Annotated in this window: 17 protein-coding genes; 10 read left to right on the forward strand and 7 right to left on the reverse strand. The window is 75.6% G+C overall.

Annotated features, from left to right (window positions below; all coding sequences use genetic code 11):
* Positions 1–100 precede the first annotated feature (100 nt).
* Positions 101–1,441: an LCP family protein gene (locus tag ACIBAI_RS12320; RefSeq protein WP_399033408.1), complete on the reverse strand. Its 1,341-nt coding sequence runs from the start codon at positions 1,439–1,441 to the stop codon at positions 101–103.
* 116 nt (positions 1,442–1,557) lie between these two features.
* Positions 1,558–2,313: a TIGR03089 family protein gene (locus ACIBAI_RS12325; RefSeq protein WP_399033410.1), complete on the reverse strand. Its 756-nt coding sequence runs from the start codon at positions 2,311–2,313 to the stop codon at positions 1,558–1,560.
* A gap of 160 nt (positions 2,314–2,473) precedes the next feature.
* On the opposite strand from ACIBAI_RS12325, the gene ACIBAI_RS12330 reads away from it, so the two are divergent.
* Both ACIBAI_RS12330 and ACIBAI_RS12335 read left to right on the forward strand, forming a co-directional pair.
* The gene (locus ACIBAI_RS12330; protein ID WP_399033412.1) at positions 2,474–3,952 is read left to right on the forward strand and encodes a peptidoglycan recognition protein; all 1,479 of its coding nucleotides are present in this window, start codon (positions 2,474–2,476) and stop codon (positions 3,950–3,952) included.
* 204 nt (positions 3,953–4,156) lie between these two features.
* Complete coding sequence (locus tag ACIBAI_RS12335; RefSeq protein WP_344607366.1) at positions 4,157–5,239, forward strand: NDP-sugar synthase; 1,083 nt, start codon at positions 4,157–4,159, stop codon at positions 5,237–5,239.
* A gap of 395 nt (positions 5,240–5,634) precedes the next feature.
* On the opposite strand, the gene ACIBAI_RS12340 is transcribed toward ACIBAI_RS12335, so the two are convergent.
* The 4 genes from ACIBAI_RS12340 to ACIBAI_RS12355 form a co-directional block, all read right to left on the reverse strand.
* A complete protein-coding gene (locus tag ACIBAI_RS12340) occupies positions 5,635–6,618 on the reverse strand; it encodes a DNA-3-methyladenine glycosylase family protein (protein WP_399033414.1) in 984 nt (327 codons plus the stop codon).
* 46 nt (positions 6,619–6,664) lie between these two features.
* Positions 6,665–7,975, reverse strand: a complete 1,311-nt coding sequence (locus ACIBAI_RS12345; RefSeq protein WP_399033416.1) for a coenzyme F420-0:L-glutamate ligase — start codon at positions 7,973–7,975, stop codon at positions 6,665–6,667.
* The gene (gene cofD, locus ACIBAI_RS12350) at positions 7,972–8,931 is read right to left on the reverse strand and encodes a 2-phospho-L-lactate transferase (RefSeq protein ID WP_399033417.1); all 960 of its coding nucleotides are present in this window, start codon (positions 8,929–8,931) and stop codon (positions 7,972–7,974) included. Before cofD ends, ACIBAI_RS12345 begins: the two co-directional genes overlap by 4 nt.
* A 91-nt stretch (positions 8,932–9,022) precedes the next feature.
* Positions 9,023–9,568 (reverse strand): cysteine dioxygenase, encoded by a 546-nt coding sequence (locus ACIBAI_RS12355; protein ID WP_399033419.1) that lies wholly within the window; start codon positions 9,566–9,568, stop codon positions 9,023–9,025.
* 749 nt (positions 9,569–10,317) lie between these two features.
* Between ACIBAI_RS12355 and ACIBAI_RS12360 the strand changes: the two genes are divergently transcribed.
* The 3 genes from ACIBAI_RS12360 (at position 10,318) to ACIBAI_RS12370 (ending at position 16,102) form a co-directional block, all read left to right on the forward strand.
* The gene (locus tag ACIBAI_RS12360) at positions 10,318–10,581 is read left to right on the forward strand and encodes a WhiB family transcriptional regulator (protein WP_006134669.1); all 264 of its coding nucleotides are present in this window, start codon (positions 10,318–10,320) and stop codon (positions 10,579–10,581) included.
* A gap of 290 nt (positions 10,582–10,871) precedes the next feature.
* Positions 10,872–14,621 (forward strand): glycosyltransferase, encoded by a 3,750-nt coding sequence (locus ACIBAI_RS12365; RefSeq protein ID WP_399033421.1) that lies wholly within the window; start codon positions 10,872–10,874, stop codon positions 14,619–14,621.
* Positions 14,618–16,102, forward strand: coding sequence for a DUF5719 family protein (locus tag ACIBAI_RS12370; protein ID WP_399033423.1), 1,485 nt, complete (start codon positions 14,618–14,620; stop codon positions 16,100–16,102). Before ACIBAI_RS12365 ends, ACIBAI_RS12370 begins: the two co-directional genes overlap by 4 nt.
* Before the next feature lie 73 nt (positions 16,103–16,175).
* Here ACIBAI_RS12370 and ACIBAI_RS12375 read toward each other — a convergent pair whose 3' ends face one another.
* Positions 16,176–16,625 (reverse strand): metallopeptidase family protein, encoded by a 450-nt coding sequence (locus ACIBAI_RS12375; protein WP_399033425.1) that lies wholly within the window; start codon positions 16,623–16,625, stop codon positions 16,176–16,178.
* Positions 16,626–16,906: 281 nt separating this feature from the next.
* Here ACIBAI_RS12375 and ACIBAI_RS12380 point away from each other — a divergent pair, with 281 nt between their 5' ends.
* The 5 genes from ACIBAI_RS12380 to manA all read left to right on the forward strand — a co-directional run bounded on the left by ACIBAI_RS12380 (position 16,907) and on the right by manA (position 21,968).
* On the forward strand, positions 16,907–17,329 hold the full coding sequence (locus ACIBAI_RS12380; protein WP_344607383.1) for a DUF3499 domain-containing protein: 423 nt from the start codon (positions 16,907–16,909) through the stop codon (positions 17,327–17,329).
* Between the two features lie 351 nt (positions 17,330–17,680).
* Positions 17,681–19,045 (forward strand): phosphomannomutase/phosphoglucomutase, encoded by a 1,365-nt coding sequence (locus ACIBAI_RS12385; RefSeq protein ID WP_399033426.1) that lies wholly within the window; start codon positions 17,681–17,683, stop codon positions 19,043–19,045.
* Positions 19,046–19,215: 170 nt separating this feature from the next.
* Entirely contained in the window at positions 19,216–19,386 is a 171-nt protein-coding gene (locus ACIBAI_RS12390) for a Trm112 family protein (RefSeq protein WP_145868895.1), read from the forward strand.
* Between the two features lie 145 nt (positions 19,387–19,531).
* A complete protein-coding gene (locus tag ACIBAI_RS12395) occupies positions 19,532–20,662 on the forward strand; it encodes an SIS domain-containing protein (protein ID WP_399033428.1) in 1,131 nt (376 codons plus the stop codon).
* Between the two features lie 154 nt (positions 20,663–20,816).
* Complete coding sequence (gene manA / locus ACIBAI_RS12400) at positions 20,817–21,968, forward strand: mannose-6-phosphate isomerase, class I (RefSeq protein WP_399033430.1); 1,152 nt, start codon at positions 20,817–20,819, stop codon at positions 21,966–21,968.
* The last annotated feature ends 83 nt before the right edge of the window (positions 21,969–22,051 follow it).

Raw genomic sequence — 22,051 nt, forward strand, 5'->3', positions numbered from 1 at the left:
CCGGCGACGTCGGTGACAAATTCCACGCCCCTACAACTGGGCAATTCACCCATTTCTCTGGATGAAAGTTCGTTTTCTTGGGGCCGCCTGAGAGTCCGCTTTACCCGCAGGTGTCCTCGGCGGCCGTGTTCCCGCGGAACGTCGGCGCCGGGGAGGCGGCGGCGGGCCCGTCGGGCGGCTCTCCCTCGGGGTTCTTCCCGGGCTCTCCGTCGCCGCGGAGGTACGCGCTGTAGCCGCCGGACTCCTGGCGGGAGGGCCGGTACGGCTCCCCGGGGGCGTTGCCGCGCGGCCCGGCGGCCGGGTCGCCGGCCCCGGCGCGGCTCTTCCCGGCGGAGTCCCTGGGGGGCCGGTGCTCGACCACCACCGGTTCGTCCCGCCGCAGCCGTTCGAACAGTTCTTCCGCCTGGGGCTTCACGAGCTGGTCGCGATGGGAGTCGTGGACGTACGGCTCCCGCGGAACGGTCAGGAATTGCACCCGTTCCGCGGGGATCTCCCGCAGCCCGCGCACGAGTTCGTACAGACCGCGCAGACTCGCCAGATCGGGGTCGGTGGTGAGGGCGGACGTGGCCGCGTCGAGCACGGGGTACAGCTTCACCGGGTTCAGCAGCACGCCGTCGTCGCGCACCTTGTCGACCAGCGCCCCGAGGAACCGCTGCTGCCGTTCCATCCGCGCGGTGTCGCTGCCGTCGCCGAGGGACTTGCGGGCGCGGACGTAGCCGAGGGCCCGTTCGCCGTCGAGCCTCACCCGGCCCGCGGGCAGCCTCAGCCCGGCGGCCTTGTCGTCGATCGGCTCCGTCAGGCACATCTCGACGCCGCCGACCGCGTCGACCAGCTCCTTGAAGCCGTGGAAGTCGACGACGACGTAGTGGTCGACGCGGATGCCCGTGAGCTTCTCGACCGTCCGGACGGTGCAGGCCGAACCGCCCGTGCGGAAGGCGTGGTTGAACATCGTGAACACCGGTTCGGCGCGGGTGCCGTCCCGGCGCCGGCAGCCGGGTACGTCCACCATCAGGTCGCGGGGGACGGAGACGGCGGTGGCGCTGCGCCGGCCCGCGGACAGGTGCAGCAGGACGGTGGCGTCGGAGCGCTCGGCGCCCGAGCCCCGCCCGCGGCGGGCGTTCCCGTCGCCGGAGCGCGCGTCCGAACCGATCAGCAGGATGTTCCGCGCGTCGCGGACCAGGGCGGTGGGGCGTTCCCTCTCGTACCGGGCGAGTTCCGCCGCGGCCGCCTCGTCCGGGGTGATGTTGCCGCTCAGCTTCGCGTACAGCGCCCATCCGGCCCCGGCGGTGCCGGCGACGACGACGGTGACCGCCAGCGCCGAGCCCCGCAGCCGGCGCCGCCGGCGCCGGCGCACCAGCCCGCCCCCGGCCGCGGACGCCCCCGGCCCCGGGGGCCCGGGGACGCCCGGTCCTCCGGAGGGCGCTCCCGCGGTCTCGGTCACCTCTGGGCCCCCTCGTGGTGTACGAGCGTGTCGTCCGTGCCCTTACGACGATGCCGTGGGCGGCGGGCGGGGGGCGGGTGGAGATGGGCCGGACGGGGGACGCGGCCGGGGCGCGGCTACCGTGCCGTCGCCGTGACCCGTTCCGCCTCGATGCGCTTGTCCAGGGCCGCCGCGTCCAGGCGGTCCAGGTTCCGGCACAGCACCACCGAGCCGCCGGTCGCGAGCGGCCCGTACAGCCCGGCGTTCAGCCCTTCCCACGTGTCGTACGGCAGCCCGGACAGGATCCGCGATCCCGGCCCCGTCAGGCCGAGCGCCGACGCCTGCGCGCGCGCCCGCTCGACGACCTCCGCGCCGGTGAACTCCCGCCCCGCCACGATCAGCGCGGGCTCCTCGGGGTCGACCGGCGCGTACGGCGCGAACCGGTCCCCCTGCCCCGGCACCTCCACGGCGTAGTCGGCGAAGCCCTCCGGCGGCTGCGGGAAACGCCCCCCGAGCGGCCGCAGCGCCAGCGCGATCCGCGCCCCGGAGCAGGCCCGCGCCGCGTCCAGCGTGTCCGGCCCGCTCACCACGACGTCGGCCGCCGCCGGATCGCCGGCCATGTCCGCGACCACGCCCACCGACGCGCACGCCAGCAGCCACACCGCCGTCTGCCAGTGCGCGGGCAGCAGCAGCGCGACCCGGTCCCCGGGCTCGGCGGAGAGTTCGTCCTGGAGCAGGTTCGAGGTCTTGGCCACCCAGTTGGCGAAGGTGGCCACGGACAATTCGACCCGTTCGCCCGTGGCGTCGTCGTAGAAGGTCACCAGGGGGCGCCCGGGGTCCGCGGCGAGCGCGGAAGCCAGCAGGTCGGCGGGGGTGCGGTCGGTGGCGTTCACCCGCGCAAGCGTACGCGGGCGCGGGCCCGCCCACCCACTGGCCGGCCCGCGGACCGTCACCGGTTCGCCACGGACCGGCCACCGGTTCGGGGGAATCGGCCCGACGGCTCGTCAATGTCCGGATAGACAGATTTACATGGGTATGTCCATGATCAGGGGCATGCCTGGATTCCTTGCCTCCTCGATCGGCGTCGCCTGTGCGGCCGCCCTGGCCGTCCCCCTCGCCCCGCCCGCGACCGCGGGAGCGGGGCCCGGTACGAAAGCGGCCGCGTCCGCGGGGCGGCCGGCCGCGTCGCGCGTTCCCGGCAGCACCCAGTCGCTGCCCCTGGAACCCCTCGCCCGCGACCGCGCCTCCGGCGCCGTCGTCCAGGGCCTGCCCCGCCGTGCCGTACGGCACTTCTCGCTCGTCGGCGTCGTCTGGAACGACCCCGCCGCCGAACTGCGCGCCCGCGTCCAGGTCCGCACCCGTGCCGCCGGCACCGGCACCTGGTCCGGCTGGCGGGACGTCGAGACGCACAACGCCGAGCACGCGGCCGACCCCGGCACGGCCGAGCACGCGTCGGGCCGGGTGCGCGGCGCCACGGCCCCGCTGTGGGTGGGCGATTCGGACGGCGTGGAGATCCGCGTCCGGCCCGGGAGCGGCCACCGCGCGGGCGGCCGGGACCGGGTCGGTCCGGACCCGGGGACCGCGCCCGCCGCGGACCCGCTCCCCGGCGGGCTGCGCCTCGAACTCGTCGACCCCGGCGACGCCCCGCCCCCGGACAGCACCCCGGCCGGTCCCGGCGCCGACGGCACGCCGGGCACCGGCGCGGCGGCCGGCGGCGACGGCGCATCCGGCACCGGCGGCGTTCCCGGCGCCGGGCAGGCCGCTTCCGGCGCCGGGGAGACCGAGGCCCTCGCCGCCTCCGCCGCCAACGCCGGCCTCGCGTCGCTCGGCACCATCGAGATCCCGGAACTCGGCCGCACCGAGACCGAGGCCGAACTGTTCCGGCTGCGTGCCGGCGAGCTGACGGAGCAGCAGGGGACCAAGCCGTACATCGGCCCGCGCCCGCGCATCGTCACGCGGCACGGCTGGGGCGCGGACGAGACGCTGCGCGAGAAGGGGTTCCTCTACACGAAGAAGGTCGGGGCGGCGTTCGTGCACCACACCGCCTCCGGCAACGACTACCGCTGCGAGCAGGCACCTTCGATCATTCGCAGTATCTACCGCTACCACGTCAGGAGCATGGGCTGGCGGGACATCGGCTACAACTTCCTCGTCGACAAGTGCGGAAAGATCTACGAAGGCCGGGCCGGGGGCGTCGCGAAGCCGGTCATGGGCGCGCACACCCTCGGCTTCAACGGCGACAGCACGGGCATCGCCGTGCTCGGCAGTTTCGGCTCCGCCGAGCCGCCCTCCGCCGCGGTGCAGGGCGTCGCCCGGCTGACCGCCTGGAAGCTCGGGCTCCACGGGATGAATCCGCGAGGCAAGACATACCTGAAGTCCGCCGGTGGCAATCTCTACCGAAAAGGCATGAACGTACGACTGAACGTGATCTCCGGTCATCGGGACGGCTTCGCCACGGAGTGCCCCGGCGCACGGCTCTACCGCGAACTCGGTACGGTCCGCTCCGCGGCGGCCCGCCACCAAGGGCGCTGAGGGCGGCCGGGCCGGCGTCCTCGGGGGAGGGGGCGCCGCACCCGGCAGGGGCGGGCCGGTACCGGCACCGAAGAGCACGTTCACCGCCGTCGGGGGGCAGGGGCGGGACACCGCACGGCCATCGAGGGCGCCACGGAACGGTCTGCATACACTGGCCGGTCGAAAGGCAGTTCGGCCGGTCCCGGCAGGAAGCAGAGACGACAGGTGACAGAAGCGATCCTCCTGGTCGGCGGCAAGGGCACACGGTTGCGTCCGCTCACGGTGCACACGCCCAAGCCCATGGTCAGGGCGGCGGGGGTGCCGTTCCTCACGCACCAGCTGGCGCGGGCGAGAGCGGCGGGCGTGGAGCACATCGTGCTCGCCACGTCCTATCTGGCCGAGGTCTTCGAACCGTACTTCGGCGACGGCTCGTCACTGGGACTCCACCTCGAGTACGTGACGGAGGAGGAGCCGCTGGGGACGGGCGGCGCGATCCGCAACGTGGCGGCGCGCCTGCACTCGGGTCCGGACGATCCGGTGCTGGTCTTCAACGGGGACATCCTGACGGGGCTGGACATCAGGGCCCTGGTGCGGACGCACGAGGAGACGGGCGCGGACGTGTCCCTGCACCTGACGAGGGTGACGGACCCGCGGGCGTACGGACTGGTGCCGACGGACGACACGGGCCGGGTGCTGGCGTTCCTGGAGAAGCCGCAGACACCGGAGGAGATCGTCACCGACCAGATCAACGCGGGGGCGTACGTCTTCCGCCGCTCGGTCATCGACACGATCCCGGCGGGGCGGCCGGTGTCGGTGGAGCGGGAGACGTTCCCCGACCTGCTGGCGGCCGGGGCACACCTGCAGGGCATGGTCGACTCGACGTACTGGCTGGACCTGGGCACGCCGGCGGCGTTCGTCCGGGGCTCGGCGGACCTGGTGCTGGGGCGGGCTCCGTCCCCGGCGGTGCCCGGCCGCTGCGGGGACCGGCTGATCCTGCCGACGGCGACCGTCGCGCCCGACGCCAAGCTGGCGGGCGGGACGGTGGTGGGCGAGGGAGCGTTCGTGGCGGAGGGGGCACGGGTGTTCGGCAGCACGATCCTGCCGGGGGCCGTCATCGAGCCCGGTGCCGTCATCACGGACTCCCTCATCGGCACGCGGGCCCGGGTCGGGGAGCGGGCCGTCCTGACCGGGACGGTGATAGGGGACGGCGCGGTGGTCGGCGCGGACAACGAACTGCGCGAGGGCGCCCGGGTGTGGTGCGACGCGCGGATCCCGGCGGGGGCGGTGCGGTTCTCCTCGGACCAGTAGGCGGGGGGGCGGGCGCGGGCGGACGCCTGCGACGGCCCGTGCGGTGCCGCGGGTGCCTCCGGCGGTTCGGCGGGGGGTGCCTGCGGCGGCCCGCGCGGGTTCGGTGGGGGAGTGCGTCGCGCCTGCGGTCCGTCGGGGCGGGGCCGCGCCGGGGGTGTCCGTCCTCGGTCCGGAGGGCTGTCGGTCCGGTGGTGACCGGTGCGGTGTGCCGGACGCCGCGGGCGGACACCCTCGGCACGTCCCCTTCCCGCCGCGGGCGGCCGCGGGTGCGCGAGGGCGATCCCCGCACCCGCGGTGCGGGCGGCCGCGGGTGCGCGGGGCGCGGTCTTCCGGTGGTGGACCGGGGGTGTGCGGGGAGTGGCTCGCGGCCCTGCGGCCGGTGGCCGCGGGGGCTGTCACAGCCGCCGGATGTCCCCCACCGGCATCCGCGGGGCCCGTCTCGGCGGTGTCCGGCCGCTCAGCAGGATCAGCCGGGCCGCCCGGTGCCGCTGTCCGGCGTACGGCTCCAGCAGTTCCAGCATCAGGGAGTCGTCGGCGTGCCGGTCGCCGGCCAGCGCCCATCCCACGATCCCCGGCAGGTGCAGGTCCCCGACCGTCACCGCGTCCGGTGCGCCGTGGCTGCGCTGGACCGTCTCCGCCGAGGTCCACGGGCCGATCCCCGGCACGGCCTCCAGGCGCGCCTGCGCCGCCGCCGGCTCCATCCGCGCGGTCTGCTCCAGCCGCGCGGCGACCCGTACCGCCCGCAGGATCGTGGACGCCCGCTTGTCGTCGACGCCCGCCCGGTGCCACTCCCAGGAGGGGATCAGCGCCCAGGTGCGCGGCGCCGGCATCACGTACATCCGTCCGGGCGCCGGACCCGGCGCCGGATCGCCGTACCGGCGGACGAGCAGCCGCCACGCCCGGTACGCCTCGGCCGTGGTGACCTTCTGCTCCAGGACCGACGGGATCAGCGACTCCAGCACCAGCCCGGTCCGCGTCAGCCGCAGTCCCGGCCGCCGGTGCCGGGTCAGCGCCAGCAGCCGGTGCCGGGGCGCGAACGCGGACGGGTCGTCGGCGGCGCCGAGCAGTTCGGGCAGGTGGTGCAGGAGCCATTCGGCGCCCGGCCCCCAGGCCTCGCCGCGGACCCCCGCACCGTGTGCGGACACCCGCAGCGTCCCCGGCCCGGCGGGCGTCCGGCTGGCCCGCCACACGGACCCGTCCGGCATCGCCCGGAACGTCGGGTCGGCCGGGCCGCGCCTGAGCGGCCCGAGCACCAGCCCAAGGTCCAGCGGCCCGTCCGGCACCCACGTCCGCGTCTTCGCCGGAGCCCCGGCCGGTACGGCGGCGTGCCCGTCGCGCACGGGCGCGTGCGGGGGGCGGGGGGCGAAACGTCCTGCCACGGTGGAGTCCTCGGGAGCCGGGGTGCCTTGGGGGGGGGTGGGCGCGTCACCGCACCTCGATGAACGCCTCCGCGTTCCGCTCCGGGCGCGGCCGGGGCTCCTCGGCGGGGTGGCCGACCGCGACGGCCCCCATGGGGTCCCAGTCGTCCGGCAGGCCCAGCACCCGCCGGACGACGTCCCGGCAGAACATCGTCGACGACACCCACGCCGATCCGAGCCGCTCGCCGGCCAGCGCCACCAGGAAGTTCTGCACCCCGGCCCCGGCGGCCACCACGAACATCTCCCGCTCCGCGCCGTCGCGCCGCGCGTCGCCGTAGGTGTGGGAGCCGTCCATGACCAGGCAGGGGACCACCAGGTAGGGCGCGTTGCGCAGGACGTCCCCGCGGCGGACGCGCCGGGCGATGGACTCCTCGGTCCGGCCGTCCTGGCGCAGGTCGGCGATCCAGGCGTCCCGCATCGCGTCCAGCAGGCGGGTGCGGGACTCCTCGGACTCCAGCAGGACGAAGCGCCACGGCGTGGTGTGGTGCGGGGCCGGCGCCGTCACGGCGGCGGCGACCGCCCGCCGTACGGCTTCCGGGTCGACGGGTTCGTCCGTGAACGACCGCACGGTGCGGCGCTGGGTCACCGCCTGGCGGATCGCCTCGGAGGTGCCCAGGCGGAACATGTCGTCGCGCGCTCCGCGCACCATGGCCCGTGCCCCCTCCCCGTCCTCCTCGGCCACCACGTGCCCCAGCCCGCGCACGACGGCGACGGGCCGCCCGGCGGCCTTGCCCTTGACCAGGTCGCCGGCGGCGGCGAGTTCGTCGGCCGTGGCGACGACGGTGGCGCTGAGCGGATTGCCGTGCGCGTCCGTGCCCCCGCGCAGGTCGTCGAGGACGCGCACCCCGGCGGCGCCGATCGCGACGTCCGTGAGCCCCGAGCGCCAGGGGCGCCCGAAGGTGTCGGTGACGACGACGCCGACGGTGACGCCGAGGGCGCTCCGCAGCCCCTCCCGGATGGCCCGCGCGGACGCGTCCGGGTCCTCGGGCAGCAACAGCACCGTCCCGGCGGGGGTGTTGGAGGCGTCGACGCCGGCCGCGGCCAGGACGAGGCCCTGGCGGTTCTCGACGATGCGCAGGGGGCCGCGGCGGGCCACGATCCGCACGGTCTCGGCGTCGATCGCGGCCTCCCGGTCGGCGGCCCGGACGATCCGCCCCTCCGCCTTGGAGACGATCTTCGAGGTGACGAGCAGCACGTCGCCGTCGGCCAGGGCGGGCTCGGCCGCCGCGATCAGCTTGGCCAGGTCGTCGCCGGGCCGGATCTCGGGCAGGCCGGGCACGGCCCAGACCCGGTAGCCGGGGGCCTCGTCGCCGCTCAAGACGCCCGCACCTCCTCGGCCAGCGCCAACGCCTCGCGGGCCATCCGCGCGGCCGCGTCGACGTCGGTCATCATCAGCGGCACCGCCTTGCAGCGGATCCCGGCCGCCTCGACCCGCTCCACGGCGGCCGCGTCGACGGTGTCGACGAGCCAGCCGTCCAGCAGGCCCGAGCCGTAGTGCTCGGCGACCGCCGCCGCCGTGGCCTCCACGCCCACCGCCGCGAGCACCTTGTCGGCCATTCCGCGCACGGGCGCGTCCCCGACGATGGGGGAGAGGCCGACGACGGGCACGTCGGCGTCGGCGATCGCCTCGCGGATGCCGGGCACGGCGAGGATCGTGCCGATGGAGACGACCGGGTTGGAGGGCGGGAAGAGGACGACGTCCGCCTCGGCGATCGCCTCCAGGACGCCCGGCGCCGGCTTGGCCTGCTCCGCGCCGACCGGCACGACCGCCTCGGCGGGGACCGAGGCCCGCAGCCGCACCCAGTACTCCTGGAAGTGGATCGCCTTGCGCTCGCCGTCCAGTTCGACGGCGACATGGGTCTCGACGCGGTCGTCGGACATGGGGATGAGGCGGACCCCCGGCTTCCAGCGGTCGCACAGGGCCTCGGTGACGGCGCTCAGCGGATAGCCGGCGCCGATCATCTGCGTGCGGACGATGTGCGTGGCGAAGTCCCGGTCGCCGAGCCCGAACCACTGCGGCCCCACGCCGTACGCCGCGAGCTCCTCCTTGAGGTGGAAGGTCTCGTCGGCCCGGCCCCAGCCCTGCTCCTCGTCGATGCCGCCGCCGAGCGTGTACATCACCGTGTCGAGGTCCGGGCAGACCTTCAGCCCGAAGAGGTGGATGTCGTCCCCGGTGTTGCCGATGACCGTGATGTCCGCGTCCGGCACGGCCCGCTTCAGACCGCGCAGGAACCGGGCACCGCCGATGCCGCCTGCCAGAACCACAATGCGCATTGCACCAGTGTGTCAGCCGTCGGGCCGGCCCGTTGACGGGTGGTGGCCGGCCGCCGGGCGGGGGAGCCCGGCGGCCGGGTGCGGCGCCGCGTCAGGCGGTCACGGCGCCCGGCGCGGTCCGGGCCTCGCAGCGCGGGGAGGCGTGCATCGGCATCCGCGTCAGGCCCGGGTAGTAGATGTGCAGGCTGACGGCCGGCTCCAGCGCGTCGTTCACCACCTCGTGCACGTACCCCGGCGCGAAGACCCGCTGCGCTCCGGGCCCGAGCGTGCGCCTGCCGCGCTCCGTGCGCTCGGTCAGCGTGCCCTCCAGGACCGTCAGGACGCCGGAGGAGGGGCCGTGGTCGTGCAGTCCGCTGCCCTGTCCGGGCACCCAGGACAGCAGCCAGACCTCGTAGCCGGCCGGGGCCTCCCCGGCGCGGGCGGGGCCGGGCGTCCGGGGGACGGCGCGCAGCCGGTGGTACCAGCGCGTCACGGCGTCGTAGCGGACGAGGTGCTCCCACTGGGCGCGGTCGGCGGCGATGGAGCGGGCCAGGCCGGCGAACTCGGCGACGGTGGCCGGGTGCTCGCGCGGTGCCTGGAGGAGGTGCGGGACTTCGAGGATGTCGCCGGCGATCTGCAGGTCGCTGTCGCTGTTCATGGGTGCGGTGGGTTCCTCGGCGGAAGAGTGCGGAAGCGTGTGGGGGCGGCGGGGCCGCGTACCGTCCGCCCGGGTCGCGGGCGACGGGGGAGCCCTGGTGCGGGCGTGGGAGGAGCGGCCGAGTCGGGTGGACTCGGGGACAGCCGGAGCGCTGGGGTGCCGCCCGCTCCAACGGAGTCGGGGGGCGGGCTCAACAGCTGGAACAGCGACAGCTACAGCGAGCGCGGGCAGCACCGTGGGACCCGGCGGAGCGGGTCGGGGTGAGTGCCGAGTTCGCGAGCATGCCCACTAGGACAGCGGCTCACACCTCCACTGTCAACTCGACGCCCGTTATGCGGGATGTGTTTCCCCTCATCCGGTTGGTCTTTTAGGTGAAAGGTTTGCTCAGGCGGTTCTCGGGACACATGGCGTCCATCCGGGCGCGCAAGCTCCGTTGCGATCCCGTGATCCGACTGTGATCCGGTTCGCTTCGGCGCGTGTGTCGGAACGGGATCGAACCGCCGGGCGTCCTTCTCCGTACAGCCTCTGTGCGGAACCGGGGCTCGCGGCGGCCTTGTCTGCGTGTCAAGGTTTATGCCGATTTCAACACTTTCTGCATGGCCTTGGTTCCGCAGAGTGAATAAGGGGCCCAATAGCAGATCCCGGCTTGACTCGCACGGAGCAGCACACTTGTAATTTCACTCGTGTCGTTCAGCCGGGATCGGTAACGGCTACATCACGGGGACGCGAAAGACGGACGAGGGGCGCACATGACCGAGCTGGTGCAGCAACTGCTGGTCGACGACGCGGACGAGGAACTCGGCTGGCAGGAGCGCGCGCTGTGCGCCCAGACCGACCCCGAGTCCTTCTTTCCCGAGAAGGGCGGCTCCACCCGCGAGGCCAAGAAGGTCTGCCTCGCCTGCGAAGTCCGCTCCGAGTGCCTCGAGTACGCCCTCGCCCACGACGAGCGCTTCGGCATCTGGGGCGGCCTGTCCGAGCGGGAACGCCGCCGGCTGAAGAAGGCCGCCGTCTGAGAGGACCGCCGGCCGAGGAAGGCCGCCGTCCGGGTCGCGGCACGGATCCTCCGTGGACGCACCGGACGCGCGGACAGGCCGGACACGTCGCGAACGGCCCGTCGCGGGTGGGGTGTCCACAGGCGGCGGGCCGCGGCGTGCCCGCCCGTTCCCGGCCACCGCCCCCCGCCGAGGCGCTGCGCGCCACCCCGATCGGACTGCCGATAGTGTGGTCGCTCGTCCGAGACGCCCCGCTGCCCCGCAGGGCACAGGCGTCCACCGCAGTCCATCGAACCGGGGCCCGTACCTCGATGTCCGTGCACAGCCACCCGGCAGCCCATCACGACACCGCTGCCGCAGCCGGGTTCGACCCGGCCCGCCCGCCCGAGTTCCCGCGCCATGTGGTGACCGCGGTGCTCGTCTCCCACGACGGCGCCCGCTGGCTGCCCGACGCGCTCGCCGGGCTGCTCGGCCAGGAGCGCCCCGCCCAGTACGTCGTCGCGGCCGACACCGGCAGCGCGGACGACTCCGCCCAGCTGGTCGCCGACGCCCTCGGCGCCGACCGGGTGCTGCACCTGGCCCGGCGCACCGGGTTCGGCCAGGCCGTCGAGGAGTGCAACCGCACGGCGCCCGTCCTCACCCCGGAGGAACTGCCCTACCTGAAGCGGCCGAGCGGCTGGGACCCCGTCACGCGCACCTGGCGCGACGACGCCTACGACCTGCCCGAGCTGCCGTACGGGGAGCCGGTCCAGTGGCTGTGGCTGCTGCACGACGACTGCGCCCCCGAACCCGACGCCCTCGCCCAGCTGCTGAGGGTCGTGGACAACGAGTACGAACTCGGCCGCGACGACGTCGCCGTCGTCGGCCCCAAGCTGCGCGGCTGGTACGACCGCCGGCAACTGCTGGAGGTCGGCGTCTCCATCGCCAACTCCGGCCGCCGCTGGACCGGTCTGGACCGCCGCGAGCAGGACCAGGGCCAGCACGACCACGTCCGGCCCGTACTGGCGGTGTCCACCGCCGGCATGCTGGTCCGCCGCGACGTCTTCGACCGGCTCGGCGGGTTCGACCAGCGGCTGCCCCTGATGCGCGACGACGTCGACCTGTGCTGGCGCGCGCATGCCGCCGGGTACCGCGTCCTGGTCGCCCCCGAGGCGGTCGTACGCCACGCCGAGGCGGCCTCCCGCGAGCGCCGCACCGTCGACTGCGTGGGCCGCACCGCCGCCTCCCCGCACAAGGTCGACAAGGCGGGCGCGGCCTACACCCTGCTCGTCAACGCCCGTACGGCCGCGCTGCCCTGGGTGCTGCTGCGGCTGGTGCTCGGCACGCTGCTGCGCACCGTCGCCTACCTCGTCGGCAAGGTCCCCGGGCAGGCCGTCGACGAGATCCGCGGCCTGATGGGCGTCCTGCTGCGGCCCGAGCGGATCCTGGCCGGGCGACGCAGCCGGGGCCGCCCGCAGATCGACAAGGCCGAGCTGCGGGCGCTGTTCCCGCCGCCCGGCGCCACCGTCCGGGTCACCGTCGAACAGGTCGCCGGCAACCTCGTCGGCCGCTCCGACCCGGAGTCCGCCTCCGGAGCGGGACGGCACGGCGGCGCCGTCGAGTCGGGACCCGGCGGCGACGACGCGGACTTCCTGGAGGTCGAGCAGTTCGCCCGGCTCAAGCGCATCGCCCGCAAGCCCGGCCCGGTGCTCTTCCTGGCGCTGCTGCTCGTCTCCCTCGTCGCCTGCCGCCAACTCCTGGGCGGCGGCGCGCTCGCGGGCGGCGCCCTGCTGCCCGCCCCGGCCGACTCGGGCGAGCTGTGGGCGCGGTACCTGGACTCCTGGCACCCGGTGGGCACCGGCGGCACCTCGTCCGCGCCGCCCTACCTCGCGATCGTGGCCCTGCTGGCCTCCGTGCTGCTCGGCTCCACCGGACTCGCCGTCACCGTCCTGCTGGTCGGCTCGGTGCCGCTGGCCGGCCTCACCGCCTACTTCGCCTCCCGCCCCCTGGTCCCCTCGCGGCTGCTGCGCGCGTGGGCGGCCGTCGGCTACGCCTTCCTGCCCGCCGCCACCGGCGCGCTCGCCGGCGGCCGCATCGGCACCGCCGTGCTGGCCGTGCTGCTGCCGCTCCTGGGACGCGCGGGCGTCGCGGCGAGCGGACTCGCGGGCACCCCGGGCACGCGCGGCAGCTGGCGGGCCACCTGGGCGTACGCGCTGCTGCTGACGATCACCACCGCGTTCACGCCCGTCGTGTGGCCCGTCGCGCTCGTCCTGGGCCTCGGCCTGCTGGCCGTGCGCCGCGGCGACCTCGCCGCCCACGGCCTGCGCTTCCTGGCCCAGCTGGGCACGCCGCTGCTGCTGCTCGCCCCCTGGTCGCTGACGCTGCTGCCGTTCGGCTTCTTCCAGGAGGCCGGCCTGGAGTACGGCGCCTCGGCCGCCTCCGCCCTCGACCTGCTCGGCGCGAGCCCCGGCGGCCCCGGCACGGCCGGCGGGCTGATGCTCATCGGCGTCGTCCTGGCCGCGCTGGCCGCCCTGCTGCGCTCCGAGCGCCAGTCGGGCATCCGGACGGCCTGGGCGGTCGCCCTGGTGGGCCTGGTCTTCGCGGTCCTGTCCAACGGCTCCGCCTGGGCCGGACCCGCGAGCCTCGTCTACGGCATCGCCCTGCTGGCCGCCGCGGCCCTCGGCGCCGACGGGGCCCGCGCGCGGGTCGCCGAGCAGAGCTTCGGCTGGCGGCAGCCGGTGGCCGCGCTGATCGCCTTCGCGTCGGCCGCGGGCCCGCTGCTCATCGCCGCCGGCTGGATGATCCGGGGCGCCGACGGCCCGCTGGAGCGGCGCGACCCCGTACAGGTGCCCGCGTTCGTCGCCGAGGAGAGCGGCACCCGCGACCAGGCCCGCACCCTCGTCCTGCACAGCGACTCCGCCGCCCGCGTCGGCTACGTGCTGGTGCGCGGCTCCGGGGCGCGGATGGGCGACGCCGAACTCGCCGCGGCCGACGGCGGGAACAGCAGGCTGGACAAGGTCGTCGCCAACCTCGTCGCCGGTTCCGGCGCCGACCAGGCCGACCAGCTCGGCGGCTTCGCCGTGCGGTACGTCCTGGTCCACCGGGGCGCGCCGCGCCAGGTCACCCGGGTGCTGGACGCCACGCCCGGCCTGACCCGGCTCAGCCAGCAGGACGGCGGGGCGCTGTGGCGGGTCGACCAGGAGGTGGCGCGGGCGACGATCGTGTCCGGAGCCGGCTCGGGCGAGGCACGGCCCGTCGCCGCCGGGCCCGTCGAGGTCCACACCACCGTCCCGGCCGGTGCCGAGGGGCGCGTGCTGCGCCTCGCCGACGCCGCCGCCGAGGGCTGGACCGCCACCCTGGACGGCAAGCCGCTCACCCCCACCACCGTCGACGGCTGGGCCCAGGGCTTCGAACTCCCCGCCTCGGGCGGACAGCTCGACGTCACCTACGACGACCCGGCCGGCCACACCGCGTGGCTGTGGACGCAGGGCCTGCTCGCCGTCGTCCTCGTCGTGCTCGCCCTGCCCGGCCGCCGCCGCGACGTCGACGACGACCTGCCCGAGGAGCCGGCGGTCCCCGCCCCGGCCGCGGCCGGCGAGGGCCGCCGCGCCCGCCGCCTGCGCGCCCAGGCCGAGGCCGAGGAGGCGGACCGCGCCGAGGAGCCGCCGGCCCCCGGGCAGGCGGAGGCACCCGTGGCGGTCCCGCCGCAACGGGCCCACGACGAGTGGGCCCCGGCGGATCGCACCGGCGCCGAGTACGGCACCTACGGCGGCGAGAGCCACACCGGCGAGACCTACGGCGGCGGGCAGTACCCCGGCGGGCAGTACCCGGCGGACGCGTACGGGCAGCAGTACCAGGGCGACCCGTACCAGGGCGACCCGTACCAGGCGGACCCGTACCAGGGCGCCCCGTACGACCCGTACGCCTACGGCGGCCAGTCCCCGGCGGGCCCGTACGACCAGACCTACGGCCAGCCGTACGACCAGGGCTACCAGGCGCCGGGAGCGCCGCCCTACGACCCGGCGCAGCCGCACCACCCCCACGGCACGGGCAGTGAGCGTCCCGACGGGAGCCAGCAGTGAACCGCACCACCCTGTCCCTGATCGCCGGCGCGACCGCGCTCGCCGCCGTCACCGGATTCGCCGCGGTCTCCCCGCCGGACGCCCCCGGCGGGGACACCGCCCGGCCGGCCGCCCGGCTGCCCGTGGAACGCACCAGCCTGCTGTGCCCCGCGCCCAGCTCCTCCGACCTCGCCGAGACCTCGTACACGTCCTTCACGCCCGTCACGAAGGGCGCGGAGAGCGGGGGCGAGGCCCGGCTGGAGCCGGCGGACGGCGGCGGGGACGGGAAGGCCGGCGACGAGAGGGCCGGCACGCCCGTCCTGACGCCGAGGGAGCCCGGCACGCCCGCCACCGGGGAGACCTCCGGCGCCGACACGCCCGCGCTCATCGGCACCGCGCAGGGGCGGCTCGCCCCCGGCTGGACCGTGCAGCAGACCACCGAGGTCACCGCGGGGACCGGGCGCGGGCTGCAGGGCGTCGGCTGCACCGCGCCCGACACGGAGTTCTGGTTCCCGGGCGCCGCCACGGCGGCCGGCCGCACCGACTACGTGCACCTGACCAACCCCGACGACTCGGCCGCCGTGGTGGACATCGAGCTCTACGGCGAGGACGGCGCCCTGGAGTCGACGGTGGGGGAGGGCATCACGGTCCAGCCGCACGCCGGCGAGGCGATCCTGCTGTCCACCCTCACCGACGAGGAGCGGACCGACCTCACCGTGCACGTCAGCGTCCGCAGCGGGCGGATCGGGGCCGCCGTGCAGGCCCTGGACGACAAGACCGGCGGCGACTGGCTGGCCGCGTCCGCGGACCCGGCCGGCAGCCTCGTGCTGCCGGGCGTCCCCAAGGACGCCGCGGCCGTACGGCTGGTGGTGTTCACGCCCGGCGACGCCGACGCCGACCTGAAGGTGCGGCTCGCCTCGCCGTCCGGGCTGATCACCCCGGTCGGGCACGAGACGGTCCGGGTGAAGGCGGGCATGACGACCGCCGTGGACCTCGGGGACGTCACGCGGGGCGAGGCCGGGTCGCTGGTGCTGACGCCCACGGACCGGAGCGTGCCGGTGGTCGCCGCGGTACGGGTCGTGCGGGGCGAGGGCGCCGAGCAGGAGTCGGCGTTCATCCCGGCGACCGCGCCGGCCGGGACGCGGGCGACGGCGGCGGCCAACAGCGGCAAGGGCTCGACACTGTCCCTGGCGGCGCCCGAGCGCGCCGCGAAGGTCCGGGTCACCGCGTCGGCCGGGAGCGAGGGCGGTACGCCGGTCTCGAAGACGTACACGATCAGGGCCGGCACGACCCAGGACGTCGCGCCGCCGGTGCCGAGCGGCCTGAAGGGCACGTACGCGCTGACGGTCGAGCCCCTGTCGGGCGGCCCGGTGTACGCCTCCCGGACCCTGACGGCGACGTGGGACGGCGTACCGGCGTTCACGGTGCAGACCCTGCCGGACGACCGGGGGACGGTCTCGGTGCCGGTGGCGGACGAGGACCTGTCGGTGCTGCAGGAGTAGGCGCGGGCGCGCACCCCCTCCGGGGACGGCGTCCGCGTCCCCTCCGGGGCGCCCGGCCGCCGGGCGCGGCGGCTCAGTCCTCGTCGTACCGCGGGTCCACCGTCTCCGGCGTCAGGCCCAGGAGCTCGGCGACCTGCTCGACGACGACCTCGTGCACCAGGGCCGCCCGCTCGTCGCGCCCCTTGCTGCGGATCTCGACCGGCCGCCGGTAGACGACCACCCGCGCGGGACGGCCGTCCCGCGCGGGGACCGCGCCGCCCAGCGGGACCGCCTCGTCGTTCCAGGACCGGCCGGGTCCGTCCAGCCGCGGCACCTCCAGGACCAGGAAGTCGATGTCGGCGAGTTGCGGCCACCGCCGCTCCAGGCGTTCCACGGAGTCCTGCACCAGGTCCGCGAACGCCTCGGCGCGGCTCGCGGCGAGGGGTACCTGCGGCGGTGCGATCGGGCCGCGCATGCCCCGGCCGTGGCGGTCACGGCGGCGGGGCCCGGGGCCGGCGGCACGGGGCGTCACGGGGTTGTCCATCACTGTGCAGGGTAGTCCCCGCCGGGGCCGCTCGCCCGGCCGTACACGGCCCCGGCCGACCCGTACCGCGTGTCGCAGGATGACCATTCCAGCCAAGGTTGGGCTCGATTCCATATCTCTCCGAGACCGCGGCCCTCGGGGCAAATGGCGCTGTTTGCGGCGGAATGTGATCGAGTCCGAAGACGGCCGATCGCTCGGAAAGTGTTGTCCGGGCAGGTCAGCGAGGTATGTTCAGAAGGGTGTGTGGGGCTTCTCACAGCACGACACGGTGGAGTGACCTGGTGGAGAGTCGTCGCGGCCCGCTCAAGAGTGCGGTACCGTCCAACATCGTGAGCCCTGTACGTCGCTGTTCGCGCACCGCCTGCGGCCGTCCCGCCGTCGCGACGCTGACGTACGTCTACGCCGACTCGACCGCGGTCCTCGGCCCGCTCGCCACCTACGCCGAACCCCACTGCTACGACCTGTGCGCCGAGCACTCCGAGCGCCTCACCGCCCCGCGCGGCTGGGAGGTCGTCCGGCTGCTCGACGGCTCGGCTCCCGCCCGGCCCAGCGGGGACGACCTGGAAGCACTCGCCAACGCCGTGCGCGAGGCGGCCCGGCCCCAGGAGCGGGCCGCGGGGGCCGGCGGCGGGGCGCGCGGCGCCGATCCGATGGAGGTCGCGCGGCGCGGGCACCTGCGGGTGCTGCGGTCGCCCGACAACTGAGTGCGGCACTCCCCGCCCGGCGCGCCGGGCGGGACGATCCCGCCGCGGAACCCCGCGATCGCCTGCGCGCCCGCCGGCCCGGCGGGCCGCGAGGGGACCTGCCGCGCACGGTGCCGCCCCGGATCCCGGGCCTGCCGCCCGTGATGTGCCCGGCCGTCGTCGGCCGGAACTCGCCGGGGCCGGCCCGGACACCGCCCCGGCCCGGGAGATCCGGGAAGCCGTCCTGACCTCGAGGACCACGGCCGTGCGCCCACTCGGCACGGCCGCGGGTCCGGTCGGTGATCGCCCGGCGGACCGACGGCGCCTGCGGGTAGTTTGTGCTGACCGACAGGAATTCCAGGAGGGGTGGCCGTGGCTGCTGATCTGTCGCAGATCGTGAAGGCGTACGACGTACGCGGAGTGGTCCCGGACCAGTGGGACGAGGCGCTGGCCGAACTCTTCGGGGCGGCGTTCGTCCAGGTGACCGACGCGAGCGCCGTCGTCACCGGACACGACATGCGGCCCTCCTCCCCGGGCCTGTCCCGGGCCTTCGCGCGCGGGGCGGCGGCGCGCGGCGCCGACGTGACCGAGATCGGCCTGTGCTCCACCGACCAGCTCTACTACGCCTCGGGCGCGCTGGACCTGCCGGGCGCGATGTTCACGGCCTCGCACAACCCGGCGCAGTACAACGGCATCAAGATGTGCCGCGCGGGCGCCGCCCCGGTCGGCCAGGACACCGGCCTGTCGGAGATCCGCGACCTGGTCCGCCGGTGGGCGGAGTCGGGCGCCCCGCGGCCGGCGGCCCGGCCGGGGACGGTCACGCGGCGCGACACGCTGGAGGACTACGCGGCGCACCTGCGCTCCCTGGTCGACCTGACCTCCGTCCGCCCCCTGAAGGTCGTCGTCGACGCGGGCAACGGCATGGGCGGCCACACCGTCCCCGCGGTCTTCGCCGGCCTGCCCCTGACCGTCGTACCGATGTACTTCGAACTGGACGGCACCTTCCCCAACCACGAGGCCAACCCCCTCGACCCGGCCAACCTCGTCGACCTCCAGCAGCGGGTCCGGCAGGAGGGCGCCGACCTCGGCCTCGCCTTCGACGGCGACGCCGACCGCTGCTTCGTCGTCGACGAGAACGGCGACCCGGTCCCCCCGTCGGCGATCACGGCCCTGGTGGCCTCGCGCGAACTCGCCCGGCACGGCGGCAGGGGCACGATCATCCACAACCTGATCACCTCCCGGTCGGTGCCGGAGGTGGTGCGGGAGAACGGCGGCACGCCGGTCCGCACGCGCGTGGGCCACTCCTTCATCAAGGCCGAGATGGCGCGCACCGGCGCGATCTTCGGCGGCGAGCACTCCGCGCACTACTACTTCCGCGACTTCTGGAACGCCGACACGGGCATGCTGGCCGCCCTGCACGTCCTCGCGGCCCTCGGCGGACAGGACAAGCCCCTGTCCGCCCTCGTCGACCGGTACGACCGGTACGCCGGCTCGGGCGAGATCAACTCCACGGTCGACGACCAGGCCGCCCGCCTCGCCGCGATCCGCTCCGCGTACGAGGGCCGCGAGGACGTCACCCTGGACGATCTGGACGGCCTGACCGTCTCGTCCGCCGACTGGTGGTTCAACGTCCGCCCGTCCAACACGGAACCCCTCCTGCGCCTGAACGCGGAGGCCCGGGACGAGGCGACGATGACCAAGGTGAGGGACGAGGCACTGGCGATCATCCGGGGGTGAGGGGCCGCCGCCCGGCCGGGGAGCACGGCGGCGGAGGGCTCGGCGGGCCGCGCCGGACGGCGCCCGCCCTCGGCCGCGCACCCGCCCGACCCCGCCGTCCCGCCCCCACCGGCGGTACGCTGACCAGGCGCATCCGCACCAGCCACACACCCCGCCCGAAGGGAACCCCCATGCCGCTCGAAGCCGGCCTCCTGGAGATCCTCGCCTGCCCGGCCTGCCACGCTCCCCTCGAGGAGCGGGACACCGAGCTGATCTGCACCGGCCAGGACTGCGGCCTGGCGTACCCCGTCCGCGACGGCATCCCCGTCCTCCTCGTCGACGAGGCCCGCCGCCCGGCGTGAGCCCCGGGCGCACACCGGCACCCGCACACCGGACACCCGGTGTGAACCCGCCCGGACAGGCACACCCGGGACAGACGGACCCGGTGTGACGGACACGTCGCAGGACACCGCCGTAACGGACCCCGGCGATCGGAGACTGTTGCCCATGCTCGACGAATCGCTGCTCGACTCCCCGGAGGGCCTGGCCGAGGCCGACCACCGCGGCCTGCTCCGCGGCGCCGCCGAGGCCGGCGCCCGCGTCCGCACCGCCGCCCGGCTCTGCGCCGAGGCCGGCGTCAACGACCTCAAGCCCGACGGCCGCCCCCGCGCCGTCCTGATCGCCGGCCCCGGGGCCGCCGCCACCCACACCGCCGACCTGCTCGGCACCCTCGCCGGCGCCGGCAGCCCCGTCATCCGCCTCGCCCCCAGCGGCGTCGCCCCGGCCGCGGGCGCCCTGCGCTGGGAGCTCCCCGGCTGGGCCGGCTCGGTGGACCTGCTGCTGATCGCCACGCCCGACGGCACCGAGCCGGGCCTGTCCCTGCTCGCCGAGCAGGCCTACCGCCGCGGCTGCACCGTCGTCGCCGTCGCCCCCGCACACAGTCCGCTCGCCGAAGCGGTCGGCGGCGCCCACGGCCTGTTCGTCCCGATGGCCACCGCCTCGTACGAGCAGGACGAACAACCCCTCGCCGCGTCCGCCCCCGGCGTCCTGTGGGCCCTGTTCACGCCGTTCCTCGCCCTCCTCGACCGCACCGGCCTGCTCACCGCCCCGCCCGACGCCCTGGAGAAGGTCGCCGACCGTCTCGACCTCGTCGCCGAACGCTGCGGGCCCGCCATCGCGACGTACGGCAACCCGGCCAAGACCCTGGCCGCCGAGCTCGCCGACGCGCTTCCGCTGATCTGGACGGAGGGCACCTCGGCCGGCCCGGCGGGCCGCCGCTTCGCGTCCGCGCTCGCCGAACTGTCCGGCATCCCGGCCGTCGTCGCCGAACTGCCCGAGGCGCTCGCCGCGCACAGCGCCCTGCTCGCCGGCCCGCTCGCCGCCGGCGCCGACCCGGACGACTTCTTCCGGGACCGCGTGGAGGAGCCGCCCGCCCTGCACGCGCGCGTGGTGCTGCTCCGCGACCGCCCGATCGGCAGCCTCACCGCCGCCCCGGCCGCCCGTGACCTGGCCCTCGGCCACGACACGCCGATCAGCGAGCTGGAGCCGGAGGCCGGCGGCGAGGTGGAGAGCCTCGCGGAACTGATCGCCATCACGGATTTCGCCGCCGTTTACCTCGCGGTCGCTTCAAGGGCCTGATCTTGCCCAGGGCGTCCTGATCCCCGTACGCGCGCGAACCCGCGCCGTACGCGGGGAGCCCGGGACGCCACGACCCCGGGACGCCACGACCCCGGGACGGCACGACGCACCCGGCACCCCCGCCCAGCACCGCACGACCGGCAGAGAGAACCCCATGGACCGCCTCGACAACACCATCCGCCCCTACGCCTGGGGTTCCACCACCGCCATCCCCGAGCTGCTCGGCGTCGAACCGACCGGCGAGCCGCAGGCCGAGATGTGGATGGGCGCCCACCCGGGCGCACCCTCGCGCACCGGACGCGGCACGCTGCTGGAGGTCATCGAGGCCGATCCGGAGCGCGAACTGGGACCCGAGGCCGTGGCGAGGTTCGGCCCCCGCCTGCCCTTCCTGCTGAAGATCCTCGCCGCCGGCGCCCCGCTCTCCCTCCAGGTCCACCCCGACCTGGACCAGGCGAGGCAGGGCTACGCGGACGAGGAGCGCCGCGGCGTCCCCGTGGACGCCCCGCACCGCAACTACAAGGACGCCAACCACAAGCCCGAACTGATCTGCGCCCTCACCGAGTTCGACGGCCTGTGCGGCTTCCGCGACCCCCTCCAGGCGGCCGGCCTCCTCGACGGCCTCGGCGTCGACTCCCTCAAGCCGTACGTCGACCTGCTGCACGCCCGCCCCGAGGACGCCGCCCTGCGCGAGGTCCTCACCGCGGTCCTCACCGCCGACCGCGAGGAGATGTCCCGCACGGTCGCCGCCGCCGCGGCCGCCTGCACCCGTCTCGGCGGCGCCTACGCCCCCTACGCCGGCATCGCCCACCACTACCCGGGCGACCCGGGCGTCATCGCCGCGATGCTGCTCAACCACGTCCGGCTGCAGCCCGGCGAGGCGCTGTACCTCGGCGCCGGCGTCCCGCACGCCTACCTCGCCGGCCTCGGCGTCGAGATCATGGCCAACTCCGACAACGTCCTGCGCTGCGGCCTAACCCCCAAGCACGTCGACGTCCCCGAACTCCTGCGCGTCGTCCGCTTCGAGCCGAGCGACCCCGGCGTGCTGCGCCCGGAGGCGTCCCCCGACGGCGAGGAGGTCTACGAGACCCCGACCGACGAGTTCCGGCTGTCCCGGTACGTCCTGCCCGAGGGCGCCCCCGCCCACGACCTCACCCTCGCCACCCCGCAGATCCTGCTCTGCACCGCGGGTGCGGTACGGGCGGGCGACCACGAGCTGACCCCGGGCCGGTCCGTCTTCGTCCCGGCGGGCGAGAAAGTCCGGGCATCCGGGGTAGGTACGGTGTTCCGGGCCACGATCGTCGCCTGACGGCCCGGTGACGGCGATCTGAGGCGCCGTCACCGGTCCGGGCTGCGACAATGGCCCACCGGCATAGGACGGGCAAGAGCCTG

Origin of the sequence: Streptomyces sp. NPDC051041, assembly GCF_044456065.1 — a bacterium.
Taxonomy (GTDB): domain Bacteria; phylum Actinomycetota; class Actinomycetes; order Streptomycetales; family Streptomycetaceae; genus Streptomyces; species Streptomyces glaucus.